Below are 23858 nucleotides of genomic sequence, written 5' to 3'. Positions count from 1 at the left end.
CTCTTTTATTTTAATCAATTTTGTTTGGAGTACGATTCAAGAAATATTTAACTCCGGATATGATATGGAAATACACTGAAAGCTCGAGCATGTCCATATTGAGGCTCTTCAAGAAGGGCCATTCACGACGTGATGATTTCCACATTGTCGGTTGTGACTTGCTGAAGTCTTCAGATACTTGTTGTGGATGATCAAGAAAAATTCCTGATTCAAATAAGTAATTAGAATAAGCGTAGAAGAATTCAGTCGTCTGCGGTTTGTCGATATCATCATGAAGTATCTTTACACGGGCTCGTAAGAACGCTAATGAACTTCGCATCAACTGTGCGCCAGATTCTGAATCTTGCAGGTAAGCAAAAAGTTGCTCAAAAAAGTGTTGATATGAGTGGATCTCACCGGCATTCAAATATGAAGCTAAATGACTTCTAAATGGATATTTCCAAGTATTAAGATTGTATTCCCACTTGTGTCCGATCCAAATAGTATAAGGAATTTCGTAGAATACCTGAGTCAAATCTTGTTGAAAACTTTGGTTGATTATCTCGGGATATTCTCTTGGCAAAAGTTTTTTAATTTCCTTATTACGAATGTTGCCATTGGTCTTATCTTCGGTCAACTCGAATAGTTTATTCCAAGTAGCTGAATCAAATAGTTCAGGGTCAATGATCTGAACCTGCTTAAGATTTATTGGCGCGGAATTAAGCGTGTAACCACCGCTAAAACAATCGTCAGTTAGTTGTAAGGTCTGCACAAAATGACCACCGAGAGAGTGACCTAAGCCATATAGTGAACAATTATCTTGAATATTACTCTGAAGATAACGGATAAAATCACGCGCAACTAACATTTGCCGATTCTCAGTGTCATTACCGATTAGAATGGCATTGACGTTATAATTCCAGTCTTTATATCCCTCAAGTAGAAACTTGTCCAAACGTTTACGTCGTGAACTTTCAGTATAATCCATATCAGCTTCTGTTCCCTTAAAGGTGACGTAACATTCACGGATGCCGTCTACTTCGATTTCATATGCGATACCTGAAAATCCACAGACATCGGCTTCAGGAATTAGAACTCTGGCATCATAGGAACGAATATACGTAGCGTGACGATGGATTTTTTCAAAAATCAAATAATCTAAGAAACTTTCGGGAGTGAATTCTTCGAACATATAACGATCGTAATCAAACTGCATGATTCTAGTTCTGAAGTCTAAATCATTCAATAATTCCTTAGGTTGATATTTCTCAGTTCGTTCTTCGAAGACGTGCATTTTGTTTTGATAGATCAAAACTTTCATTTGTGTTAAATAGCCCTGACATAAGCCAATACTTTCATCTTGAATCATAGCTATCAAGCGCTTCAACTTATTGATCTTACGATTACGATTGGGAATGTCTTCCATTTCTTTGGCATGAGATTCGTCAATATTTTTTAATTTGAGTGCTTTGTCGATTAGTTCAGGATGAAGCATTCTTTTTTGTTTAAAAAGTGGATCTTTGAGATTTACCGTTTGGGATAATATCAAGTTGGTAAGTCTGGTTTTTTCCTTGTTCAAATAAGAGTAGCTGAAGTACATACGCTTATTTTGGCGTAGTAATTCCTTGCTATCTTTTTTGTTGAAGGTCAATGGCATGGCCTTATGTGCTCGAAAGTTTAACAGGTCAAATTGTTCATAAATCTTGTTCAATCTGTCTAAAGATTTGAGTAGCTCTTTCATAAAATCACCTCGAGTCTTCTATACTCAGTGTACCAAAATAATGATATGAAAGTATAATTATTACAAAACATAGCACACATGTGGTACTTCACACTTGTATTATATCACAGATGTGCTATAATGTACTTGTGGAGGTTGGAGATATGGAAATAGACATTAAGACTTATTTAGAGGATAAGCATTTAACGATTTACTTCATAGCGAAGAAGAGTGGATACGGTTATACCACTCTGCATAAGTCCTTTAATAAGGAACAATCTTCCGCAACGCCACTCAATCTGCGCGATATTGAGGCCTTAGCCAAAGCACAAGATATTGAAATGTGGCGCGTTCTACGTGACTTGGAATTGCATTATCTAAAATGAGAGAGAGGTAATTATTTATGGCAAGATCATTTTGGGATGACGATTTATTTTCAAACAACGATATGGATGATATTTTCAACAGATTAATGGGTGAGAACAATAACGGTAATGGCACGAAGTATTATGTCAACGGCCATGAATTAACACCTGAAGAATTGGCTAGATATCAAGAAATGCGTACAGCTGGCAAGCAAGTTCCTGTCAGTGAGGAATCGCAACAAGCTGATTCTGGAAGTAATGGTAAGTTATTAGACAAGATCGGACGTAATTTAACACAAGAGGCTCGTGACGGTTTACTTGACCCCGTTATTGGGCGTGATAAAGAAATTCAAGAGACGGCTGAGATTTTAAGTCGTCGTACTAAGAATAATCCGATTTTAGTTGGTGACGCTGGTGTCGGTAAGACTGCGGTTATTGAAGGATTAGCACAAGCAATCGTTAAGGGGGACGTTCCTGCAGCCATCAAAGATAAGCAGATCATTTCTGTTGATGTATCTTCGCTTGAAGCGGGTACTCAATACCGTGGTTCATTTGAAGAGAATATTCAGAACTTGCTTAAGGAAGTTAAAAAAGCTGGTAATGTAGTTCTATTCTTCGATGAGATTCACCAAATCATTGGTACTGGTGCCGCTGGCGGAGATGCTGGTAGCAAAGGTTTGTCAGATATTATCAAGCCAGCTTTGAGTCGTGGTGAAATTTCAATTATCGGTGCTACTACTCAAGATGAGTATCGTAATACGATCATGAAAGATGCTGCTTTGGCTAGAAGATTCAATGATGTAACAATCAATGAACCAAGTAAAGATGCTACAGTAGCGATCTTAAAAGGATTGCGCAAAGCTTACGAAGATCACCACAACGTTAAGTTGCCTGATGATGTTTTGAAAGCTGCTGTGGATTATTCAGTTCAATATATTCCACAAAGATCACTCCCTGATAAAGCAATCGACTTGATCGATATGACGGCTGCTCACTTGGCTGCTAAGAATCCGGTAACTGACAAAGTTAGTTTGGAGAAATCCTTGAAGGAGGCCGAAACGCAAAAGGCTGAAGCTGCTAAAAAAGAAGATTTCGAAAAAGCTGCTGACTTGAAGAAGAAAATAGAAGACTTGAATGCTAAATTAAATGACGACAAGTCTAGTGAAACTGAACCAATTGCGACTGTTAATGACATTGCCGCATCAGTTCAAAGATTAACTGGTGTACCTGTTTCACAAATGGGTGCTAGTGATATCGAGAGACTAAAGGAAATGGGCAAACGTCTCAAAGGTCATGTAATTGGTCAAGATGAGGCCGTTGATATGGTTGTACGTGCTATTCGTCGTAACCGTGCTGGTTTTGATGAAGGTAATCGTCCAATCGGTAGTTTCCTATTTGTTGGTCCAACTGGTGTTGGTAAGACAGAATTGGTAAAACAATTAGCAAGTGATATGTTCGGCAGTAAGGATGCCATTGTTCGTTTGGATATGAGTGAGTATTCTGATTTAACTGCTGTATCCAAGTTGATAGGTACATCTGCAGGATATGTTGGTTACGAGGATAACGGTAATACTTTGACAGAACGAGTAAGACGTAATCCATACTCAATTGTTTTGTTAGATGAAATCGAAAAAGCAAATCCACAAGTTTTGACATTGTTATTGCAAGTTATGGATGACGGTCGTTTGACTGATGGACAAGGCAATGTTGTTGACTTCAAGAATACAATTATTATTGCCACATCTAATGCCGGATTCGGTGACGAGAGTAATAAAGATGAAAAACTAATGGACAAATTAGCACCATACTTCCGTCCAGAATTTTTGAATAGATTCAACGGCATCGTTGAGTTTACTCATCTATCAAAAGCCGATTTGAATCAAATCGTTGATTTGTTATTAAATGATGTAAGTAAGAACTTAGCTAAGAAGAGTATTACACTTGAAGTAACTCCTGAAGCTAAGGAATGGTTGATTGATGAAGGTTACGATGAAGCAATGGGTGCAAGACCACTTCGTCGGGTCATCGAACAACAGATCAGAGATAAGGTTGCTGAATTCTACCTGGACAACTTGGATGTTAAGAATCTCAAAGCTGACTTAGTAGATGGCACAATTAAAATCACTAAAGGATAAAAATAAGAGCGTGAAAAAACACGTTTAGCTTCTGAGTATAACTACAAAAAATCCCGTATTTACATAGTAAATACGGGATTTTTTGTAGTTAGATGGAGGAAGTTGTGTTTTTTTACGCGTTTAAACTGCAAATTTGAGTAATTTTATAGTTATGCCACAGCCCCATTTTTTATACTTTAATATTTTTAACTCTAACTAATTTGTTGGGTGTAACTTTGAAGATTCCCACTTTTAAGTGTTGATGATAGACTCTTTGCGTCATAACGGTAAAAGTTCGGTGCCACTCAGGAATGACAACGTACTTATAGCCATTAACTGTAGCCTTGAACTGTTCTTTAGACATAGTGAAATTTTCCTGACCAATAACTTTGTCCGAGAAGAAGTAATATCTGCCGACATATCCGGCGTAGTAATCGTCAGCGTCAACGACGTGAGGATCGACTAATAGAATTTTGGTATGATTCATTTTGGTTGTCTGTGAAGCAAGGTTTTTCATCTGAACGGGTAATTCTTCTTTACCCAAAGTGTCATTATATTCGATACCGTTGATCTCGGAGAACATCATGATAACTGAAAAAATCATCAAGACTAATGCCATGATTTGATACATATTCTTAGTGATGATCGAATAGAAGGAACGTAATGAACGCTTGGAAATATCTTGTTCGAAATATGCTCGATCCATGGCTACCACTAATGCCATAGAGCCTAGAAGCAAGTTCAAGATGACCATGCTAGATAAATAACGTTCACAGCCATCCAGCTTGATAGCCTCAGCGTAGGGCATTGAAACAATATACATAGCAAAGACACTGATGTAATAGGCAACAAAACTCAAATCTAAGGCAACTAGTGTCGCAAATAGATTGGTTTTCTTATCAAGAAAAATACGAATTATCAACCATGCAACGATCAGACCGATATTGATCAGAATGACTCCCTTGGTCGATAAAGAATTTGTGCTCGTGATTTCGTGAATAAACTTGCGACCAATTTTTAGAATAACGGTTGTACCTTCGTTGGATAATTGATGCTTGTATGCTTGTGAACTGATTTGATGTTTTGATACAGCAGCAAAAGTCGATTTAACGTGTAAGTTCCACCAGAAGAATGGAAGATAACCTAGCACCATGGTTGGAATAGATAAGAGCGAACTTTTGCCGATACGTTCGAACAAATTACCTTTGGTATTCTTCATTAAGGTGTACCAAAGATAAAAACCAGTCATGACAACGTACATAGCACCAGAGTTTTTGATCAGCAGTAATTCAGCACTGAAGACAAATGCAATGAAACAGGCAATTTTCCATTTTTTACGATAAGTATAGATACCGGCAATTCCAGCGGCCGTTACAACTGGCAAAACAAAGTCTACCAATAAGTTGTTCATTCGAATGGCAATATTAAAAACGTTCGTAATTGAAATAATGAAGCACAAGATGAAGGCATTTAATGCTCTAGTGCGATCTCTCAAAACAGAGAATATCGCATAAAAGCTTGCCCAAATGAGTAGAAATTGAGCTACCAACATGGCGCCATCACTGAATCCGACCCAGTGAACGAACTGAGTAATGAATAGTGCAGTCGCAGGTGGATAAGATGTGAATGAGATCAGTGAGTCAGTGGCGGTAGGCAGATGACCCTGGAACAGTAAAAATTTGACGATCAGGGCCCAGTGAGAGTAGTTGTCATAATGGAGTAGCGGGCTGTTTGCTAGAGTTTTGCCTAAGATGATACCAATGACTAACATCCAAACATCGAAATAATGCATTTCTTCAAATTTAGTACGCCCTTTATGAAGTAGTAATAAAACTATTCTAATTGCTTCAATCAGGACACCAAAAATTACCACCGCAGTTAGCGCAAACGGTAGTAATTTGAGCATCGCAAAGACGTACAGAAACAATGTTTGAACGATCATTCCAGTTATCCAGGACAAATGCTTATTTATACCGAATTCTCGAAGACCTCCGGCATAACCCATTTGGGCAATAATAAAAATTATAAAACCGAATACAGACAATTTGCTTTACTCCTATATTTTAAGAGTTATTACGGATAACTTTGGATAAAGTACGTTCGATCGATTTCATATGCATGACAGCATTCAAATGTAATTCATCAAGTGGCGTGATCCAGTTATCTTGCATTTTTGGCAATAGGGCATTATCGCCATCGTGAATCAATTCCAAGTAGTGATTTTGTCCTGCTACACTGTCAATCTTAATAGTGACGGCATACCAGGTTGGTTCCTGTTCAACTACACGAACGACACGACTGGTAAAGTTGATCGAAAATTTATCGTGATACAGGATGCCACTGAATTCTTCATTTTGTTTTAATTTGATAGAAGGATCATTAAATTCAAATGAAAATCCACCTTCGGAAACATCACGAGTTTTGAATTCAGCGGTTGGTTCTGTCTCACCAGGCAATTGAATTTTTCCTGTAGCTTCACGCAAGAAACGTTCACTTTTACGATAAATATTTCGCTTCATAGATACAAAAAGACAAAAGCTTAAGTTGATGAAGTGAGTAACCAGCCAAAAAGTAATAACACTTCCGACAATGATTTCCGAACCCCATTTACCATAATTAAACTTAATGATTGCCCAGAGTGTTAGTAACCATAGGAAGAGATACGGCAAAATATATAGTCGATCTTTAAATGAGAAAGTAACGTTTTTTTCAGTGACTTTGAATTTTTTCGCTTTAATACCGATTGTTTCCAAGAAGACCGGAATGAACAAATATGGTGCGAAAAATGTTTCTTGAATTTCACCCCAACGTTCGTTACGAATCTTACTGGAAGCATCACCTAGGACATAATGTAATAGAAAGTATCCTGGAGCCCAGATGATCATTAAAATCCAAAAATTAGCATTAACGACTTGAACTTTGAATAGTGCATACAATAATGGCGCTATGATATAAATTAAGCGACGAGTAAAGGTCCACCAATATAAATAAGTATTGATCAAGATGATACGGTTCGACAGGGACAGATTAGGATTGGTGAAGATATGTAGGTTACGACAACTTTGAATAACTCCCCGAGCCCAGCGTGTACGTTGCTTAATTACACCCTTGACGTCGACCGGTGTAATACCACTGCTGACTGGCTGTGTTGTGGCAATACTAGTATATCCTTCCATATTGATCTGTGTTCCTAGCTCGAAGTCTTCAGTGATAGTGTCAGTTGGGAATCCGCCAACTTGATCGACAGATTTGCGCAAGAAGACGGCATTAGAACCAGTGAACAGAGCGGTCTGGTTGTAACCATTGAGAACGTTGACGTCACGTGAGAAGAAATCTTGTTCGTTAGCAACATAATTTTCGGCGAATAGGTTGAATTGAAAAATATCAGCATTGTAAAAACTTTGTGGTGTCTGTACAAATCCCAGAGCTTTTGTGTGGTCCGGATCATCTTTTAAATTTACCCAATTATTAGTAAAGAAGGGAACGCTACTATATAAGAAGCTCGAGAATGGAATCATATCGGTATCAAAGATGGCAAACAATGGTGAACTCAATTGTTCCAAAGCATGATTGATATTTCCAGCCTTAGCTTTTTTATTGTTTTCCATTTTGACGTAGTTAACACGATATTCATCAGCTAATTTTTTTACTTCATCTCTACAGCCATCGTCACAAATGACAATGTGGACTTTTTTCTTATCAGGATACCTCATGAACGTAGCTGCATTGACGGTTTTCCTCAGTAAGTCGACATCTTCGTTATGGGTCACAATTAATATATCAATATCTGGAATAGGCTGAGTTAAATCGAATTTTGGGATTTCTAGACTATGATTTTTTTTGGACTGCATGATACGAAAGATTATCAGAACATAAGCAGTAAAATTAGAGATCAATTCACTACCAACCAGTAGTAAGGCAAAGATAAGTGTAAAAATATGAGCATGCCAAGGAATGGTAAAGAATACACGCCACAACAAATAAATTACCGATAATACGATTGCCAAAATATAAATAATTTTTTTCTTGGTTGAAATCCTCATTCAATCTGCCCACTTTTCTTTATTAAAAAACTTATATTTCAATAATAACGCTAAATTGAAATAGTAAAATGGAAAACTTAAATATCTTAGATGTAAGTGTATAATGTTCGGGTTTTACTAGATTACTAGTTTTGATTATTGAACATATGAAGAAAATAAATACAAATATTTCTGAAAAGATATTTATATTTTATTGACATAATGTTACATAACTGGATTAATATCGAAAATAACAGCAAAACACGAACTATAATTAAATTTATATAGAAAATGTTTATATTTGTATTGAAAAAACAATTCAACTTTGTAATACTATATAAGTTCGTGAAAAAGAATTGATTAGGGGCGTTTATATTGGAATCATTAAATGATGAAAAGAATCTAAGTTTCTTAGAGCGTTTGTTTCATCTAAAAAAAGCTAACACTACTGTTAAACGTGAGGTTTTAGCGGGATTAACTACTTTTGTATCTATGGCATACATCTTATTCGTTAATCCTCAAGTATTAGGGGATTCTGGAATGGATAAGGGTTCATTATTCACTGCTACGGCTTTGACGGCAATTGTCGGATCTGTCTTGATGGGGATCTTGGCTAATTATCCGATTGCTATTGCACCAGGACTTGGAGATAATGCATTCTTCAGTTATTCAGTTGTTATTGCGATGGGTATTCCATGGCAGACAGCGATGGCAGGTGTTTTTATTGCCAGTATTATTTTCTTAATTGTTTCATTATTGAAGCTACGTGAATTAGTTATAAATTCAATCCCGCAGGATTTGAAGCTTGCCGTTTCAGCGGGGTTAGGGTTATTTATTGCCTTTGTTGGATTACAAGGTGGTGGCTTGATTGAAGCTAGCAAGTCATCATTAGTTGAAATTGGATCGTTCACTAACCCAACAACCTTGTTGACGATAGCTGGATTGATTGTTACAGCTGGACTTATGTGTAAAAAGGTTCCTGGTTCAATTTTTATTGGAATGGTCTTTACAACAGTTGCGGGATTGGTTACAGGATTGATTTCGATGCCAAAACATATCGTATCTGGTATTCCTAGTTTGAAACCAACATTCGGTGTTGGTGTGGCGCACATGGGGGACATCATTAATAAACCTCAGATGTGGGCTGTAGTGATTATTTTCCTATTGGTAGCATTCTTTGATACTGCCGGTACCTTGATTGGGCTTGCAGAACAAGCAAGTATCATGAAGGATGGTAAAATGCCTAGAATTGGTCGTGCTTTGATGGCTGATTCTATCTCAATGGTCAGTGGGGCTATCTTTGGTACAACTCCACCAACAGCCTACGTTGAATCAAGTGCTGGTATTGCTGTTGGAGGTAGAACTGGATTGACATCAGTAGTTGTTGGTATTTTCTTCGCTATCTCAATGTTTTTCTCACCATTATTGACAGTCGTTACATCAAATGTAACGGCACCGGTCTTGATTATTGTTGGTGCTTTGATGGCTCAGTCAATGAAGGGCATCCATTGGGAAAAATTCGAAATCGCTTTGCCAGCGTTCTTAACAGTTTTGGCAATGCCACTCACATATAATATTACATACGGTATCGCCTTTGGATTTCTAGCTTATCCACTGACAATGATTGCTGCAGGAAGAAGAAAAGAAGTTAACGGTATTATGTACGGATTGTTCTTCGTCTTTCTATTATTGCTTTATATTATTAATGTTTTACCACATAGCTAATGACAAAAGCGGATTTCCTAATGAGGAGATCCGCTTTTATTTATATATATATTTATTATATCCAGATCCTGTCAATACCAAATTTATGCCTTAACATCAGACTTATATTTTTTATATATTATATATAAAAAATCACCTGATATACTTTCTTCGAAACGAGGAGATAAGTATGACAAAAACTATTATTACAGCATTTCTATGCTTCGCAACACTACTTGGCATGGATACAATCAATATTCAGGCTGACACTATTTATACAAGTCAGCCCGATTCTGAAGATAAATATTATCAGCCATTTGAAGATTCATTCAATCAATTCAATGAGGACCTACAACTAAATTCTAATGAGAATACAATTACATCTTTATCGATGGAACCAAAGAAGTTTAATACGGTTAATTATTATTATCCAGATATTTGGATTCGGGATGTTGCGCCAGTAATAACCACTAGAATGGTTAAATTCGATTACTCACCAAGTTATTTAAAAAAATCTGACAGCCGATATTTGAACCGCCAATTTAAGAAATTTTTGAGAGGTAGATATAATTATTCTAATTCGAAATTAAAGTTAGATGGTGGTAACGTGCAGTGGAATGGATCTGATACTGTGGTTGTTACTAAGCAAATTTTGACTGATAATTCAAAGTGGTCAAAAAAAGAAATTATTGCAGAATTAAAATATCAACTTAAAGTGAAACATGTGATTATTATTTCTAAAGAACCTGGTGATGTATTGGGTCACAGTGATGGGATGGTTAAATTTATTTCCGCACGCAAAATGTATATTAACGATTTCAGTTATGAACCAGGATTTTTGAAGAAAATTAAAAATCAGATTTTGTCAATTGAACCAAAAATGAAATTTGTTGTTCTCCCATCTTCATATACTGACAAGGGGCAATATGACAAAAAAATAGCCTCTGCACGAGGTTTGTACATTAATATGTTAGAAACTACAAGTACGATATATTTCCCACAATATGGCCTGAAGAATGATATGCGAGCAATGAAAATTGTTCAAAGTAATACTAACAAAAAAGTAGTTCCAGTCGATGTTAGTGAAATATCAACACTGGGTGGTTCTGTTCATTGTCTGACCTGGGAAGTTCCTAATAAGTTTAATAAATAAAAAAAGAGATCTTAGCACAAAAAAATCCTCGTATTTACACAGTAAATACGAGGATTTATGTAGTTAAACGAAGAAAGTTGTGTCATGACCTCTTTCAGATAGAGTGATTAACCATTATATTTTGATAATGTAAAAGTAACTTTATCTTTGTTCTTTAACTTCTTTTTGTTGGCCGCTACATTAACTTGCTTACCGTTAACAGTAAATGTCCAGTAGATCTTCTTTTTGTTATTTTGTTTCTTGCCATCGATGGCTGAAATGAAACCACCTTTTTCAGTGACTTTCCAGCCTTTTTTTACGCCAGTCATAACAGTAGCATTCTTTTTCAAGGTAACAGTCTTCTTGGCGATTTGCTTCTTATTCTTTTTCAAGACATAAGTAACTTTGATATTGTTTGTCTTCGCATCAGCAGTTGTTGTGGCAGCTGGTGCAATAACGCCAATAAGCAATAACAATGACATTAATAAAACGGTGATTCTTTTTTTCATAATATATACTCCCTCAGATAAAATTGACTTGCGATTTCTAATTATATCAGAGAATTTGTTTATCAATATATAAGGATTTCATGTGAATAATAATACATTGGAATTGTGTTATTCTTAAATGTGCTAGTGAGTAGACGGGAAGGTGATTGGTAGTTGAAAAAAATTTATTCTGGATTTAGACAAGTAGTTAATAATTTTTCAATATTAATCTATTTATTGTCAATTATTATTTCATCGCTAGTTTTTAACAATCCAATAATTATTTTGGCAGTTCTTATTTCACTATTGTCAGTTGCCAAGTTTACTCAGAAGGAAAATTCAAAGGGTTATTTAAAATTTACATTAATTATTTTTTTAACAACCATTATATTTAATCTAGTTATAAATCAAAGAGGCAATAACATTCTTATCCAAATACCATTAATAAAAATAACAACTGAATCACTTTTGAATGCCGGTATTTTAGCTTTTTCATTTGTTAATTTACTGTTAGCTTTCTATATTTATGATGCGCTAACTAATGTCAAAGTTATTTTTGATCTACTTTCAAAAAGTTTACGAAATATTGCCATTGTTTTTATTTTGACAATTAAGTTTATTCCAAAGATAATCGAAATTTTTGAGAACACTAATTATTTATATAAATTTCGTAGTAGAGATGCTTATAAAAAAATGAATCTATTGGAGATTGTCTTAAACAAGGCGATTGCTAGTTTCATGAATGTATCCGATGTACTAATAACTAGAGGATATGATCGCCGCCGCAGTGTTTCAAGGAACTATGCCAACACTAAGACCGATTATATATTGTCTATTGGTAGTTTTACCGCAATTATTTTTAATTTGACGATGGTGTTGTTAAAAAACGGTAAGGTTAGTTTTGGTTCGGCTTCCGTTAGTTTCATCATGAATTCTAATATAATAATCATCAGTGTTTTAAACATACTTATGATTACAATGCCAATTTTAATAGGGGTGTCTCAATACTTATGGTGGAAATGGTACATTTCAAAAACTACAGCTTCAAATATGCCAACAGTCAAAAGCTTTCGCTAAGTAACGTTGAATTAACCATTGATAAAGGCGATTTTTTGTTGTTGATCGGTAAAACAGGGAGTGGCAAGAGTACGTTATTGAAACAATTGAAACCGGGTCTAGTGGTCGGTGATATTACTGAAGGTACTTTAGATTGTCAGACTAATGATCAGAATATTTCGTATATCTCACAGTTTGTTGATAATCAGATGATAACTGAATGTGCCAGAGACGAATTTAATTTCATTCTCGAGAATATGGGATATTCAGTCGATGAACGACATATGAGAATTGCGGAAGTAGCCAGTTATTTTGGTATCATCGAATTGTTGGATCTAACAGAACAAGAATTGTCAGGCGGTCAGAAGCAATTGATCAATTTGGCAGCGGCTCTGATAGTTGACCCAGATATTTTGTTACTGGATGAACCAACATCACAACTGGATCCCATTGCGGCTGAGAAACTGCTTCAAATGGTTCACAAAATTAATTCAGAACTAAATGTGACGATCATTATGGTCGAGCATTCACTAGAACGTAATACTTTTTATGCTAATCGCTTGGCTATCATTGAGTCTGGATCAATATTGTTGGATGAAAAAATTGATACTGCACTTCGGAAAATGTATCAAGATGAGTTTTATAAGAATTATTTGTCTCAAATAAATAGGTCTTTTATGGAATTGGAGTTTAGGGATGAAACAGAGTTACCACTTAATAATCGCCAGTTTAGTAAGCTGCTAAATAGACACGAGCATGAAATACAATATGTTAATAATTCACGCAAAATCAATGAATCCAAAGAGGTATTACAACTTAAGAATCTGTCATTTCGGTTTGATTTTGAATCTAAAAAAATTGTGGATGAAGTTAATTTTGAGTTGAATAAGGGAATTTCATATTGTTTAGTTGGTCCAAACGGAGTGGGCAAGTCCACATTGATCAAAGTTATTTCACAACAACTTAAACAACAATCTGGCAAGATTATTTTAAATGGCAAAATTGTCAATAATAAAAATACAAATATTTATCAAAAGTTGTTTATCTTGCCACAAAATCCCGCTCTGTTGTTTGTTGCCGATACGGTTTTTGGAGAAGTTGAATTTCAATTAAAACAAAATAATCCAGAAATAACTTCACAGCAAGTTGACTTGATTTTAAGGCAGTATGATTTGTTTGAATTGAAGGATACTAGTCCTTATGATCTGAGTGGAGGTCAGCAAGAATTTTTGGCCTTAATAATCGGTTTGATCAAGAATCCGGCAATTTTATTTTTGGATGAACCGACCAAAGGATTAGATCCAAACATGATTTTGAAATTGCATGATTTGTTAAAGGATTACTTGGCGACTGGAGGAATTTTATTCGCTAATAGTCATGATCTGGTGTTCGCAACGAAATTTAATTACGTATCGATGATGTTTGATGGTAAACTCAGTAAATTCAAACGACCAGTGGACTTCTTCAAAGATAAATTCTTTTATACAACAGAAATAAATAAAGCATCTAGGGACAGCTTCCCAGATGCTTTGACTTGGAATAATTTAAAAAAGCTATAGGACAAATAATAAAATTATCCTATAGCTTTTATTTTTAAGGAATCAATAGATAAACTAATGCACCAACAGCACCACCAGCCATTGGTCCTAAGATAGGAACCCAGCTATAAGCCCAGTCGGAATCACCTTTGTTAGCGATAGGTAGGATCTGGTGAGCAATTCTTGGTCCCAAATCTCTGGCGGGGTTAATAGCATAACCTGTTGTACCACCAAGTGAGAAACCAATAGATGTAATTAGAACACCGACGACCATTGGATTCAATCCATCAGTAAACTTACCACGTGTGAATGCTAATAAGGCAAAGACTAGTACAAAAGTACCAATAAATTCACTAATAAAGTTCATTGGATAATTTCTGATAGCGGGACCGGTCGCGAATACGCCACGAATTGCATCTGGATCTTTTGTTTCTGCCCAATGTGGATAGTAGTTGATCCAGACCAGTGCAGCCCCAACAATACCACCCAATGTTTGAGCAATGATATAAGGTATTACTGATGACCATGGGAATAATCCAGCAATGGCCATTCCTAATGTAACTGCTGGGTTAAGGTGAGCAGGACTTAAGAATCCAGAACAGTAGACACCAAGAGTAACCGCGAGACCCCAACCAAGAGCAATGGCTATCCAACCAGCACCCTCAGCCTTTGATTTCTTCAAACTTACAGCTGCAACAACACCGTCACCAAGTAAAATTAAGACTAATGTCCCAATAAATTCACCTAATAATTGTAAAGTTAAGCTATCTTGCATAAAATACACCCCTTTGTGCAAATAATTGCATAATTATATATTAAAATTCGATATAATTACCATTTTATTAGTAATGTCATCGTTTACAAATATTATACATACTTGACAGTACAATTACCATTTTTAAGAGTTTTTTTAAAAAAAACTAAGAATTATCACGTAATTTAAATTAAACTAGTAATTATCGATAGCTGAAGGAGGGACATTTTTGAACAAAAAATCCATTTTGTTAATTGCCATTTCAATTGTTGTTTTAATTTTGATGGCAGTTTTTGGAAGTAAAAATTATTTATTGTTCTCGTTTATTTTGTTGGCGTTGACGATTGGCATCTATTTTGTAAAATTCGAACATTCAAGTAAGAACTCACGAGAAATTGTTTTTATTGCGATTATTTGTGCTTTGGCAGTTGGAGGACGTGTTTTATTCGCCGCACTTCCTTCCGCTAAGCCGGAATTATTTATTTTGATAATGGGAGCTATTGTTAGTGGACCTGAAACGGGATTTTTGATGGGAACTATAATTGCTCTAACCTCTAATATGTATTTTGGACAGGGAGCATGGACACCGTGGCAGATGTTTGCTTTAGGAGTTATCGGACTAGTATCAGGATTGATGTCAAATAAACAAATACCACGTTGGATACTGACAATCTGGGGCTTCGCGTCCGGATTCATTATGGGGTGGATCATGGATATCTACTATATTATTGGTTTTGTTGATCCAATAACTTGGAAGAGTGTGGGCATCTCGATTGCCGGCAGTTTTTATTTTGATTTGATCCACGCAATATTTACTGCTGTTTTGTTATTGTTAGTGGGTAAGCGTTGGATTAAAATATTCAATAACTACAAAAAAAAATATAATTTATTTATCACAAAGGAGTAACTAATGAGAATTTATACAAGAACAGGTGACAAAGGGCAGACTCGTATTATCGGCAACGACGTTTTGTACAAGTCTGACAAACGTATCAATGCTTATGGTACAGTTGATGAACTCAACTCATTAGTTGGTTTGGTTGCGGCTAGTTTGACTGACAAAACAACCGAGTTAAAGGATGAGTTACAGGAGATTCAGCAATTATTATTTGATTGTGGTACCGACTTGGCTACTCCGGAAGATGACGCTAAGCATGAATATATCTTCAAAAATGATGAGACAGTCGATTGGTTGGAGAAAAAAATTGATAAGTATATGGCTGCCGCACCACAAGTTAAAAAGTTTATTTTGCCTGGTGGATCTGTTTCCGCATCCTATCTACATGTTGCTCGAACAGTTACTCGCCGTGCTGAACGGGAAATTGTCGACTTGATGCAAGATGAATCGATCAATGGAGAAGTTTTAAAATTTATCAATCGTTTGTCAGATTACTTCTTCGCTGCGGCAAGATATGCCAATGTTCTTGAAGATGTCGACGATGTGCTGTATCGTAACAGTAAACCAGTGTTTAGGTGATCTAGACACTATTCTTTGAAAATAAAATTGTTTGAAGGGCGGTGACGTTATGGGAAAAGAAACTACTAAATCTAAGATGTCGGGAAAAAATATTAAAGTTATTACGGCATTGATGATTGGTTATACGATGGTCTACATGGATAAAACGATGATTTCAACCGCTGTTATTCCAATTGCAAAAGACTTCAGCTTGACCACGACTCAGACGGGTTTCATCATGAGTGCTTTCTTCTTAGCTTATTCATGTATGCAAATTCCTGGAGGATGGTTAGCTGATAAAGTCGGAGCTAAAAAAATCTTGCTTATTTCATTAGCAAGTATTGCTGTAACTTCATATTTGTTTGGATTTGTCAGCAGCTTATTATTATTTATTGCCATAAGATTTTTGGCAGGATTAGGTCATGGAGGTTATCCGCCTTCAACTTCTAAGGCTATCGCAGAAAACTTTGATCCAACTAAGAGAGTTCTTGCCCAGTCTGGAATTTTGACCACAACTGGTATTGGTGGAATTTTGGCTTATACATTAGGTGCTAACGTTATTTCTGCAAATTGGCGATCTGGTTATTATATGTTGGGAACATTGTTCCTAGTGGCCTTTCTATGTGTCTTGTTCATGTTACCTAATGATGCTGGCGAAGTGAAAAATGAAGTTAAAATTCAAAAGAAAATGCCATTTAGTCAAACAATTAAAAATCGTAGTGTTATTTTGATTTTTGTTATTCTTCTTCTTGAAAACATTGTTACCTATGGCGCCATGTCATGGATGCCAAGTTACTTGACCGACACTTTCCATTTAACAGTTGCCCAGGCTGGTGCCATTATGGCAGTTAGCGCTATAATGCAAATCATTGGTAGTCTAGGTACAGGTATTATTTTGACCAGAGTATGGGCTGGTAAGCAAAAGCAATTTATTATTGTTAGTGCGATCATTGCTGTCTTAGGTATTGTTGGTTTGATCTTGGCCAAGACACTGATTGTTGCTATCATCAGTGTTGCCATTAGTGGAATGTTTATTGTTTCCACTTTTGCCGCAACTGCTTCATGGCCACAGAATATTTTTCCTGAAGAAATCATTGGCTCAGCTTCAGGGATTGTTGGTACTGGTGGAACACTGGGTGGATTCATCGCGCCAATGTTAATCGGTAGCATTGTTCAACAATCAGGTGGTAGTTTTGCAAATGCCTTTATTTTTATGGCAATTTCACTATTACTTGGTGCATTTACATCATTATTAGTTAAAGATTAATATTATTGAGGGGTGTCACTTGACGGTGGCACTTTTTTAATATCATAATGTATTCTTGAAGTGATAGGGAGTGAAATCTTGAATAATGAGATAATCGAACGTTGGTTTGAATTTGTTCGAAAGCAAAAGCAAATTGAGAATTCATTGGAGCATGAGTTATCCGGTGCGAATGAATCATTAGCTTTAAATGAATTTTATGTTTTGTATTTTTTGAATCAAGAAGAAAACAAGAAGTTAAGACTTCAAAAATTACAAGAGTTAGTTGGACTCAGTCAAAGCGCAATGTCACGATTGATTGCGAGACTGGAAGCTAAAGAATGCGGTGTTATCGAACGTAGTATCTGTGATAAGGATAAACGTGGAGTGTATATTCATTTAACGGCAAAGGGTGAGAACACTTTGAAGGAATATGCATCAAAGGTTGCTGGTGTGTTAAAAAAGGAATTGTAGCAAAAAATATTTGCATTACGTATTTCTTTAATATATTATATGCATGTGCATGCAACTATATCCGATTTAAATAAAAGAAGGTAATTATCAATGACAAAAATGACAGACTCATTAACATTTAGACGTGGTTTGACGTTGAAGAATCGTTTTATGATGTCTCCAATGACAACCAAGATGAGTTTTTTCGATGGAACAGTTACAAATGATGAAGTGAGTTATTATAGTTCACGAGCTGGAGAAATTGGTGCGATCATTACGGGTGCCGCTAATGTTCAAGATAATGGTAAGGGCTGGGACGGTGAACTTAGTGTTGCTGACGATAAATTCATTCCTGGACTTGCTAAGTTAGCTGCTGGAATCAAGAAAAATGGAACAAAAGCAATTCTTCAAATCTTCCATGCTGGCCGGATGACTGACTCTGGTGTTCTTCATGGCGTTCAACCAGTTTCGGCAAGTGCAGTTGCCGCAGAGCGTCCGGGTGCTGAAACCCCACGTGCAATGGAATCTGCCGAGGTTAAAGAGTTGATTGAAAACTTTAAGAAGGCAACCCAACGTGCGATTGAAGCTGGATTTGACGGTGTTGAATTACACGGTGCTAATACTTATATTATCCAACAATTTTTCTCACCACATTCTAATCGTCGTGATGACGAGTGGGGTGGGAGTCTGGAGAAACGCTATCACTTCATTGATGAACTCGTAGATGGAGTATTAGATGTTGTTGATAAGTCTGATGTTAAAGACTTCATCGTTGGATATAGATTCTCACCTGAGGAATACGAGAATCCCGGCATTCGTATGTCAGATACGATGTACTTAGTTGATAAATTAGCTGATAAACCATTGGATTACTTACACTTATCTGAAAATGACTATAAACGTGTCTCTGTCAGTGATGATTACAAGGATAAGTCGGTTCTTGCTTATGTTCATGATCAAATCAACGGACGCATCCCATTGATCGGTATCGGTGGCGTTCAAGGCAAAGAACAAGCTGAGGGCGTGCTGGATAATGCTGAATTAATTGGCGTTGGTATTCAAATGTTACTCGAACCACATTTTGTTGGTAAAGTCTTCGCTGGTCATGAAGAGTTGGTTAATCATAAGTTATCAAGAATGGATCAAGATACTTATCAGATTAGTAATGGTACTTGGGATTTCTTAACAGGAATGATGCCTGACAGCTTAGTTGATTAGTTAATTTAACACTCACATTGTGGGTGTTTTTTCTTTACCTACAAATGATACAATTTAAATTGTAAACGATTTACAAATTTGAAAGGTAAAAATAATATGCGCTCACAAAAAGAAAAAATGTTGGCTGGAGATCTCTATATCGCCAGTGATTCAGAGTTGGCTAAGGACTCACATCGTGCTAAAAGCATAACTCGGCTATATAATCAGACAACTGAAGATGACAGCGACATTCGTCATGACTTGCTGAAAAAGTTGTTTGGCAATACTGGCGATAATGTGTACTTCGAACCACCATTTCATACTGATTACGGAATACACACAACAATTGGTGAAGATTTTTACGCTAATTACGATTGTATTTTTCTCGATATTGCAACAATTACAATTGGTAAAAACGTCATGTTTGGTCCACGAGTCGGACTGTATACCGCCGGACACCCGATCGATGCAGTCATTCGGAATGAGGCTTATGAGTATGGCAAACCTATTGTAATTGGGGATGATGTTTGGATTGGTGGCGGTGTTATCGTCAATCCAGGTATTACTATTGGAAGCAATGTTGTCATTGGTTCTGGTTCAGTGGTTACCAAGGATATTCCTGATAATGTTATTGCGGTTGGTAATCCCTGTCGCGTGCTACGTGAGATAAATGAAAATGATAAAAAAGCTTGGAAACTTGAAAAACAAAAATATTTTGAAAATTAGAGGATGAAGATGGAGTTGCCAATTATATACAGACAATTCTGAATAAAGAGGGATAGTAAATGAGTATTAAATTAATCGCATTTGATATGGATAATACCTTGTTGGACTCTAATAAAATGATTTTGAAATCTAGTAAGGCTGCTGTCAAACGTGCTTTATCAATGGGAATAAAGATTGTTATGTGTACTGGTCGACCGTTGGCCGGGGTAAGTGAGTATTTGAATGAACTGGGTATATCGGGTGATGATCAATATGTTGTAACGTACAATGGTGCAATCGTGGAATCTGTTGCTGGACGAACGATAACTAAACATCTAATAAACAAAAGTGAATATCGTCGATTGGTTAATTATGCTGATAAAAATGGTATTCAATATTATTCGTTAGATCCGGACAGCAACGTTTATACTGGTAATCATGATATTAGCCGTGTGGCGGTACTTCAAGCATGGGAAAATCACGCCGGGATCTTTGTAAGAGATCCTAAAGATCTGCCGGACGATTTTACTGCTGCTAAATTTGATTTTGTAGGTGAACAAGAAGATTTGAATATAGATGAACCAGTTGTTATAAGTGATTTGGGTGAACAATTCAGTGTCATTAGAGAAGGGACAGTTTTCTTAGCTGTCATGAACAAAAGAGCTAATAAAGGGACCGGACTACGCAGCTTGGCGGAACACCTAAATATATTGGCCAGTGAAGTTATGGCGTTTGGTGATGAGAGAAATGATATTGCCATGTTTGATTATGCTGGAACGGCCATATGTATGAAGAATGGTACGAATCAGGCCAAAGAACATGCAGATTATATAACTGATTCTAATGTAAATGATGGCATCTCTAAGGCAATGGACAAATTTATTTTTGAATAAACAAAGAACCCCAGTGGACAGCTATTCCACTGGGGTTTACTATTTTAAATTCATCTTCATTGACATCAATCCTTACTGGTATCAAAAATAATTTTTGTGTTACGGGGGAGGATAACCAAATATCTTTCGTATTTGATTATGTATATATAGTAGTGCTGAAGTATGAAAAAATTATTGAATAAATAAGTAATAAGTATTAATTAATTGTGAAGAAAGTTTGATTAACCAATTCTTCAGTCATATTTACTTTCTGTATAGTTCAAAGCAAATTATTTGTTTACTAAAATATTTGTGTAAACGCTGTTATATCAACAAAAACTCAACTTTTGTAAAAAATAATTACGCTTTTTGTTTTGCATTTGTTTAAACAGGATATATAATATAGATGAAAAAGATATCAAGATATTGATAATCAAAAAATAAATTATCAATATCTTGTCTATCAGAAGGAGGAAATACTATGAACAAGTTACAGCTATGGAAACAACGTATATTCTATGGAATGACTGATATGGCTGGAAATTTAATCTGGCAAATGGTCGGTTTGTATCTATTATTTTATTACACGACTGTTCTCGGAATATCAGCTGCATTTGTCGGAACATTATTCTTGTTAGTTCGTTTCGTTGATGCCTTCGATGGAATGTTCTTCGGTTTTTTAATTGATCATACTCATTCTAAATATGGTAAGGCAAGACCATACTTCCTATGGTTTGGTATTCCATTAGGAATTCTTGCATTTCTATTATTCTTCAATCCATCATTTGGTGGCAATAAGACTATTCAAATGATCTGGATCAGTGTTATATATACAATATTCAGTTTGATTTATTCAGGATCTAATACACCTATTACTGCTATCTTGCCAAGTTTAACAAATGATGCCGACGAGCGTGCTAATCTAGCATCTGCCAGAATGGTTCTGACAAATACTGGTACAGCTGTTATCGGTGCTGTCACACTACCAATGGTTAGTTTTTTTGGTGGTAAGAATCAACAAACAGGTTTCGCGATTTGGGGCGCTGTTGTTGGATTAGTAATCGCTGCATGTTTCTTCCTTGCATTCTTGAATTTAAGAGAAAGAGATATTAGTGACGAAGATGGCCAAGAGGAGATTAAAGGACATTTATCAGTCAAAGAATCATTCAAAGGTGCCTTTAAGAATCGTCCTTGGGTAATTCTCACATTGAGTTTTATCTGTATCCAAACATTCTGGGTAGTAAGAATGGCCTCAGGTGTTTTCTACATTAACTATGTTTATAAGAGCCCAGCAATTGTTGGTTTGTTCTTAGGTATGACGATCTTTGCTGTACCTGGTAACTTGCTTGCTCCGATCCTTTCAAAGAAATTCAAGAACCGTGATGTTATGGATGTATCACTAGTTGTCTTCATTATTGGTGAGATTCTCATGCCTCTCGGTCAAAAATCACAGAACCTACCACTATTATTCATCGGTAATGGTATTACCATGATTGCCATGGGTTCAGTCTTCACAATCGCCTTTGTTATGATTGCGGACACGGTTGAGTATGCAAGAACACATTTGCACATTGAAGAACCAGGATTCTTATCATCAGTTCCTGTTGTTGGAGCTAAGATTGGTATGGGTATTGGTGGTGCTCTATCAGGTTGGATCTTAACGTGGGGAGGTTTTCAGTCTACAGCTAAGACACAAGCTGCCAAAGCTCAATTGGCTATCGATATTAACTTTGTCTGGCTTCCAATTATATTAGCCGTATTGATTATGATAATTCTCGTGTTCTATAACTTGAACGAAAAGAAAGAAATGGCTGAAGCAAAAGCAAAAAAGGATCACGCAAAAGTTGCTGAAGCATAATTAATAAATTATTAGGGAGGACATTATGATCACAAGTAATTATTTGACAGAATTGAATCGTCTTAAACGTGTTGAACCAGTCGAAGTTCCGCGCTTAGAGGATGTAAATATGGTCATTAAGGATCGTGTAGATGCTCACTCGTATGAGACCAATACATGGAATGACTTGAAGGGAATTGTTGATAATCCAGTATTATCCAATGACTTGACAGTACTTCGTGCAGGTACAGAACCAGCACCGATTCCTGAGATGCAATATCCAAATATCTGTGTAGATTCTCGTTATTCGTATGAATTGGGACGTAAGGTCCGCTATCTGAGAATATATAAGAAGGGCTGTGAAGATAATAATCGTGCACTTATATACATCCATGGTGGCGCATATTATGGTGGTAGTGCAGAAGATTCATTAATTCCGCTGAGACTTTTGGCAACGAGATTCAATGGCACTATTTACACAGTTGATTATGGATTGGCTCCAGAAAATCCATATCCGTTTGGACTCTGGGATTGCCTCTCAGTATTATCGTTGGTTGTAAAAACAAAACATGATATTACACTTGCAGGGGATTCCGCCGGGGGTTCCATGGCATTGGGATTGAGTCAGCTAAGTCATTATATGGGGATATGTGATATATCCAGTCAGCTACTATTCTACCCAACAATAATTCATGGTTCAGATCTTGAAGGCGGACTATGGGATGATTCACGTATTCCAATTATTGATGAACAACGTGATGTGCTGCATGCAAGTTACGAAGTCTTCAAGCAATTGGACAAAAAAATGACGGAGTTATATTTACCTGAACAAGATATAAATCTTAATGCACCGATAGTTTCACCAATGTTCTGTGATGCATCGCTCTTTAAGAAAGTTACAGTATTGACGGGTGAATATGATCCATTCCGTTTGCAAGATGAAGCATTCATTGAAAAATTAGGCATGGCAGGTTGTGATGCCACATATATCCGCTATGGCGGTATGTCACATGCATTCTTGAATCTAGTCGGCAAAGCAGCCGCTAGTGAAGATGCTATCTATGAATGTGCCAAGAGATTATAAAATTAAAAAATGATATTTGCGATTATGAAGTCTGCAGATATCATTTTTTATTGTTTAAAATATATGCCATAATTATGAAAACGGTACTCATTTTTACATTAGATTGATATACAATAGATACAAAAAGGGGACGTGAATA

Annotated in this window: 20 protein-coding genes; 15 read left to right on the top strand and 5 right to left on the bottom strand. The window is 36.2% G+C overall.

What is annotated here, in order from left to right; translation table 11 throughout:
• Window positions 1-10: 10 nt before the first annotated feature.
• Window positions 11-1720: a DUF6792 domain-containing protein gene (locus EKM68_RS07285; protein ID WP_125589312.1), complete on the bottom strand. Its 1710-nt coding sequence runs from the start codon at window positions 1718-1720 to the stop codon at window positions 11-13.
• Between the two features lie 143 nt (window positions 1721-1863).
• On the opposite strand from EKM68_RS07285, the gene EKM68_RS07280 reads away from it, so the two are divergent.
• Both EKM68_RS07280 and EKM68_RS07275 read left to right on the top strand, forming a co-directional pair.
• The gene (locus EKM68_RS07280; protein WP_125565439.1) at window positions 1864-2085 is read left to right on the top strand and encodes a transcriptional regulator; all 222 of its coding nucleotides are present in this window, start codon (window positions 1864-1866) and stop codon (window positions 2083-2085) included.
• A gap of 17 nt (window positions 2086-2102) precedes the next feature.
• A complete protein-coding gene (locus EKM68_RS07275) occupies window positions 2103-4199 on the top strand; it encodes an ATP-dependent Clp protease ATP-binding subunit (protein WP_125589310.1) in 2097 nt (698 codons plus the stop codon).
• Window positions 4200-4368: 169 nt separating this feature from the next.
• Here EKM68_RS07275 and EKM68_RS07270 read toward each other — a convergent pair whose 3' ends face one another.
• Window positions 4369-6222, bottom strand: coding sequence for an ABC transporter permease (locus EKM68_RS07270; protein ID WP_125589308.1), 1854 nt, complete (start codon window positions 6220-6222; stop codon window positions 4369-4371).
• A 19-nt stretch (window positions 6223-6241) separates the two neighbouring features.
• On the bottom strand, window positions 6242-8221 hold the full coding sequence (locus EKM68_RS07265) for a glycosyltransferase family 2 protein (RefSeq protein ID WP_225422977.1): 1980 nt from the start codon (window positions 8219-8221) through the stop codon (window positions 6242-6244).
• 354 nt (window positions 8222-8575) lie between these two features.
• Between EKM68_RS07265 and EKM68_RS07260 the strand changes: the two genes are divergently transcribed.
• Together EKM68_RS07260 and EKM68_RS07255 are read left to right on the top strand one after the other, a co-directional pair.
• Window positions 8576-9925, top strand: coding sequence for an NCS2 family permease (locus EKM68_RS07260; protein ID WP_125589306.1), 1350 nt, complete (start codon window positions 8576-8578; stop codon window positions 9923-9925).
• A gap of 169 nt (window positions 9926-10094) precedes the next feature.
• Entirely contained in the window at window positions 10095-11057 is a 963-nt protein-coding gene (locus EKM68_RS07255; protein ID WP_125589304.1) for an agmatine deiminase family protein, read from the top strand.
• Window positions 11058-11164: 107 nt separating this feature from the next.
• Here the strand turns inward: EKM68_RS07255 and EKM68_RS07250 are convergent, their stop codons facing one another.
• Window positions 11165-11518 (bottom strand): DUF4430 domain-containing protein, encoded by a 354-nt coding sequence (locus tag EKM68_RS07250; protein WP_225422978.1) that lies wholly within the window; start codon window positions 11516-11518, stop codon window positions 11165-11167.
• 180 nt (window positions 11519-11698) lie between these two features.
• On the opposite strand from EKM68_RS07250, the gene EKM68_RS07245 reads away from it, so the two are divergent.
• Both EKM68_RS07245 and EKM68_RS07240 read left to right on the top strand, forming a co-directional pair.
• On the top strand, window positions 11699-12601 hold the full coding sequence (locus tag EKM68_RS07245) for an energy-coupling factor transporter transmembrane component T (RefSeq protein ID WP_125589300.1): 903 nt from the start codon (window positions 11699-11701) through the stop codon (window positions 12599-12601).
• On the top strand, window positions 12535-14139 hold the full coding sequence (locus EKM68_RS07240; RefSeq protein ID WP_125589298.1) for an ATP-binding cassette domain-containing protein: 1605 nt from the start codon (window positions 12535-12537) through the stop codon (window positions 14137-14139). The genes EKM68_RS07245 and EKM68_RS07240 overlap by 67 nt, the downstream gene beginning before the upstream one ends.
• A 34-nt stretch (window positions 14140-14173) precedes the next feature.
• Here the strand turns inward: EKM68_RS07240 and EKM68_RS07235 are convergent, their stop codons facing one another.
• Complete coding sequence (locus EKM68_RS07235; RefSeq protein ID WP_125589296.1) at window positions 14174-14893, bottom strand: MIP/aquaporin family protein; 720 nt, start codon at window positions 14891-14893, stop codon at window positions 14174-14176.
• A gap of 208 nt (window positions 14894-15101) precedes the next feature.
• Here EKM68_RS07235 and EKM68_RS07230 point away from each other — a divergent pair, with 208 nt between their 5' ends.
• The 9 genes from EKM68_RS07230 to EKM68_RS07190 all read left to right on the top strand — a co-directional run bounded on the left by EKM68_RS07230 (window position 15102) and on the right by EKM68_RS07190 (window position 23719).
• Entirely contained in the window at window positions 15102-15779 is a 678-nt protein-coding gene (locus EKM68_RS07230; RefSeq protein WP_125589294.1) for an ECF transporter S component, read from the top strand.
• A gap of 3 nt (window positions 15780-15782) precedes the next feature.
• Window positions 15783-16349 carry a cob(I)yrinic acid a,c-diamide adenosyltransferase gene (locus EKM68_RS07225; protein ID WP_125589292.1) on the top strand — a complete coding sequence of 189 codons (567 nt, stop codon included), beginning with the start codon at window positions 15783-15785 and terminating at the stop codon, window positions 16347-16349.
• Window positions 16350-16398: 49 nt separating this feature from the next.
• A complete protein-coding gene (locus EKM68_RS07220; protein ID WP_125589290.1) occupies window positions 16399-17595 on the top strand; it encodes an MFS transporter in 1197 nt (398 codons plus the stop codon).
• A 78-nt stretch (window positions 17596-17673) separates the two neighbouring features.
• Window positions 17674-18045, top strand: coding sequence for a MarR family winged helix-turn-helix transcriptional regulator (locus EKM68_RS07215; RefSeq protein WP_225422976.1), 372 nt, complete (start codon window positions 17674-17676; stop codon window positions 18043-18045).
• Between the two features lie 90 nt (window positions 18046-18135).
• On the top strand, window positions 18136-19242 hold the full coding sequence (locus tag EKM68_RS07210; RefSeq protein ID WP_125589288.1) for an NADH-dependent flavin oxidoreductase: 1107 nt from the start codon (window positions 18136-18138) through the stop codon (window positions 19240-19242).
• Window positions 19243-19338: 96 nt separating this feature from the next.
• Window positions 19339-19947, top strand: a complete 609-nt coding sequence (locus tag EKM68_RS07205; RefSeq protein WP_125589358.1) for a sugar O-acetyltransferase — start codon at window positions 19339-19341, stop codon at window positions 19945-19947.
• Window positions 19948-20006: 59 nt separating this feature from the next.
• On the top strand, window positions 20007-20819 hold the full coding sequence (locus tag EKM68_RS07200; RefSeq protein ID WP_125589286.1) for a Cof-type HAD-IIB family hydrolase: 813 nt from the start codon (window positions 20007-20009) through the stop codon (window positions 20817-20819).
• A 460-nt stretch (window positions 20820-21279) separates the two neighbouring features.
• Window positions 21280-22656, top strand: a complete 1377-nt coding sequence (locus EKM68_RS07195; RefSeq protein ID WP_125589284.1) for an MFS transporter — start codon at window positions 21280-21282, stop codon at window positions 22654-22656.
• Window positions 22657-22681: 25 nt separating this feature from the next.
• Window positions 22682-23719, top strand: a complete 1038-nt coding sequence (locus EKM68_RS07190) for an alpha/beta hydrolase fold domain-containing protein (protein WP_125589282.1) — start codon at window positions 22682-22684, stop codon at window positions 23717-23719.
• Window positions 23720-23858: the final 139 nt, after the last annotated feature.

The sequence above is a fragment of the Companilactobacillus jidongensis genome (assembly GCF_003946575.1).
GTDB lineage: Bacteria > Bacillota > Bacilli > Lactobacillales > Lactobacillaceae > Companilactobacillus > Companilactobacillus jidongensis.
Note: the sequence above shows the minus strand (reverse complement) of the source record. Positions and strands in the feature narration are given on the sequence as shown.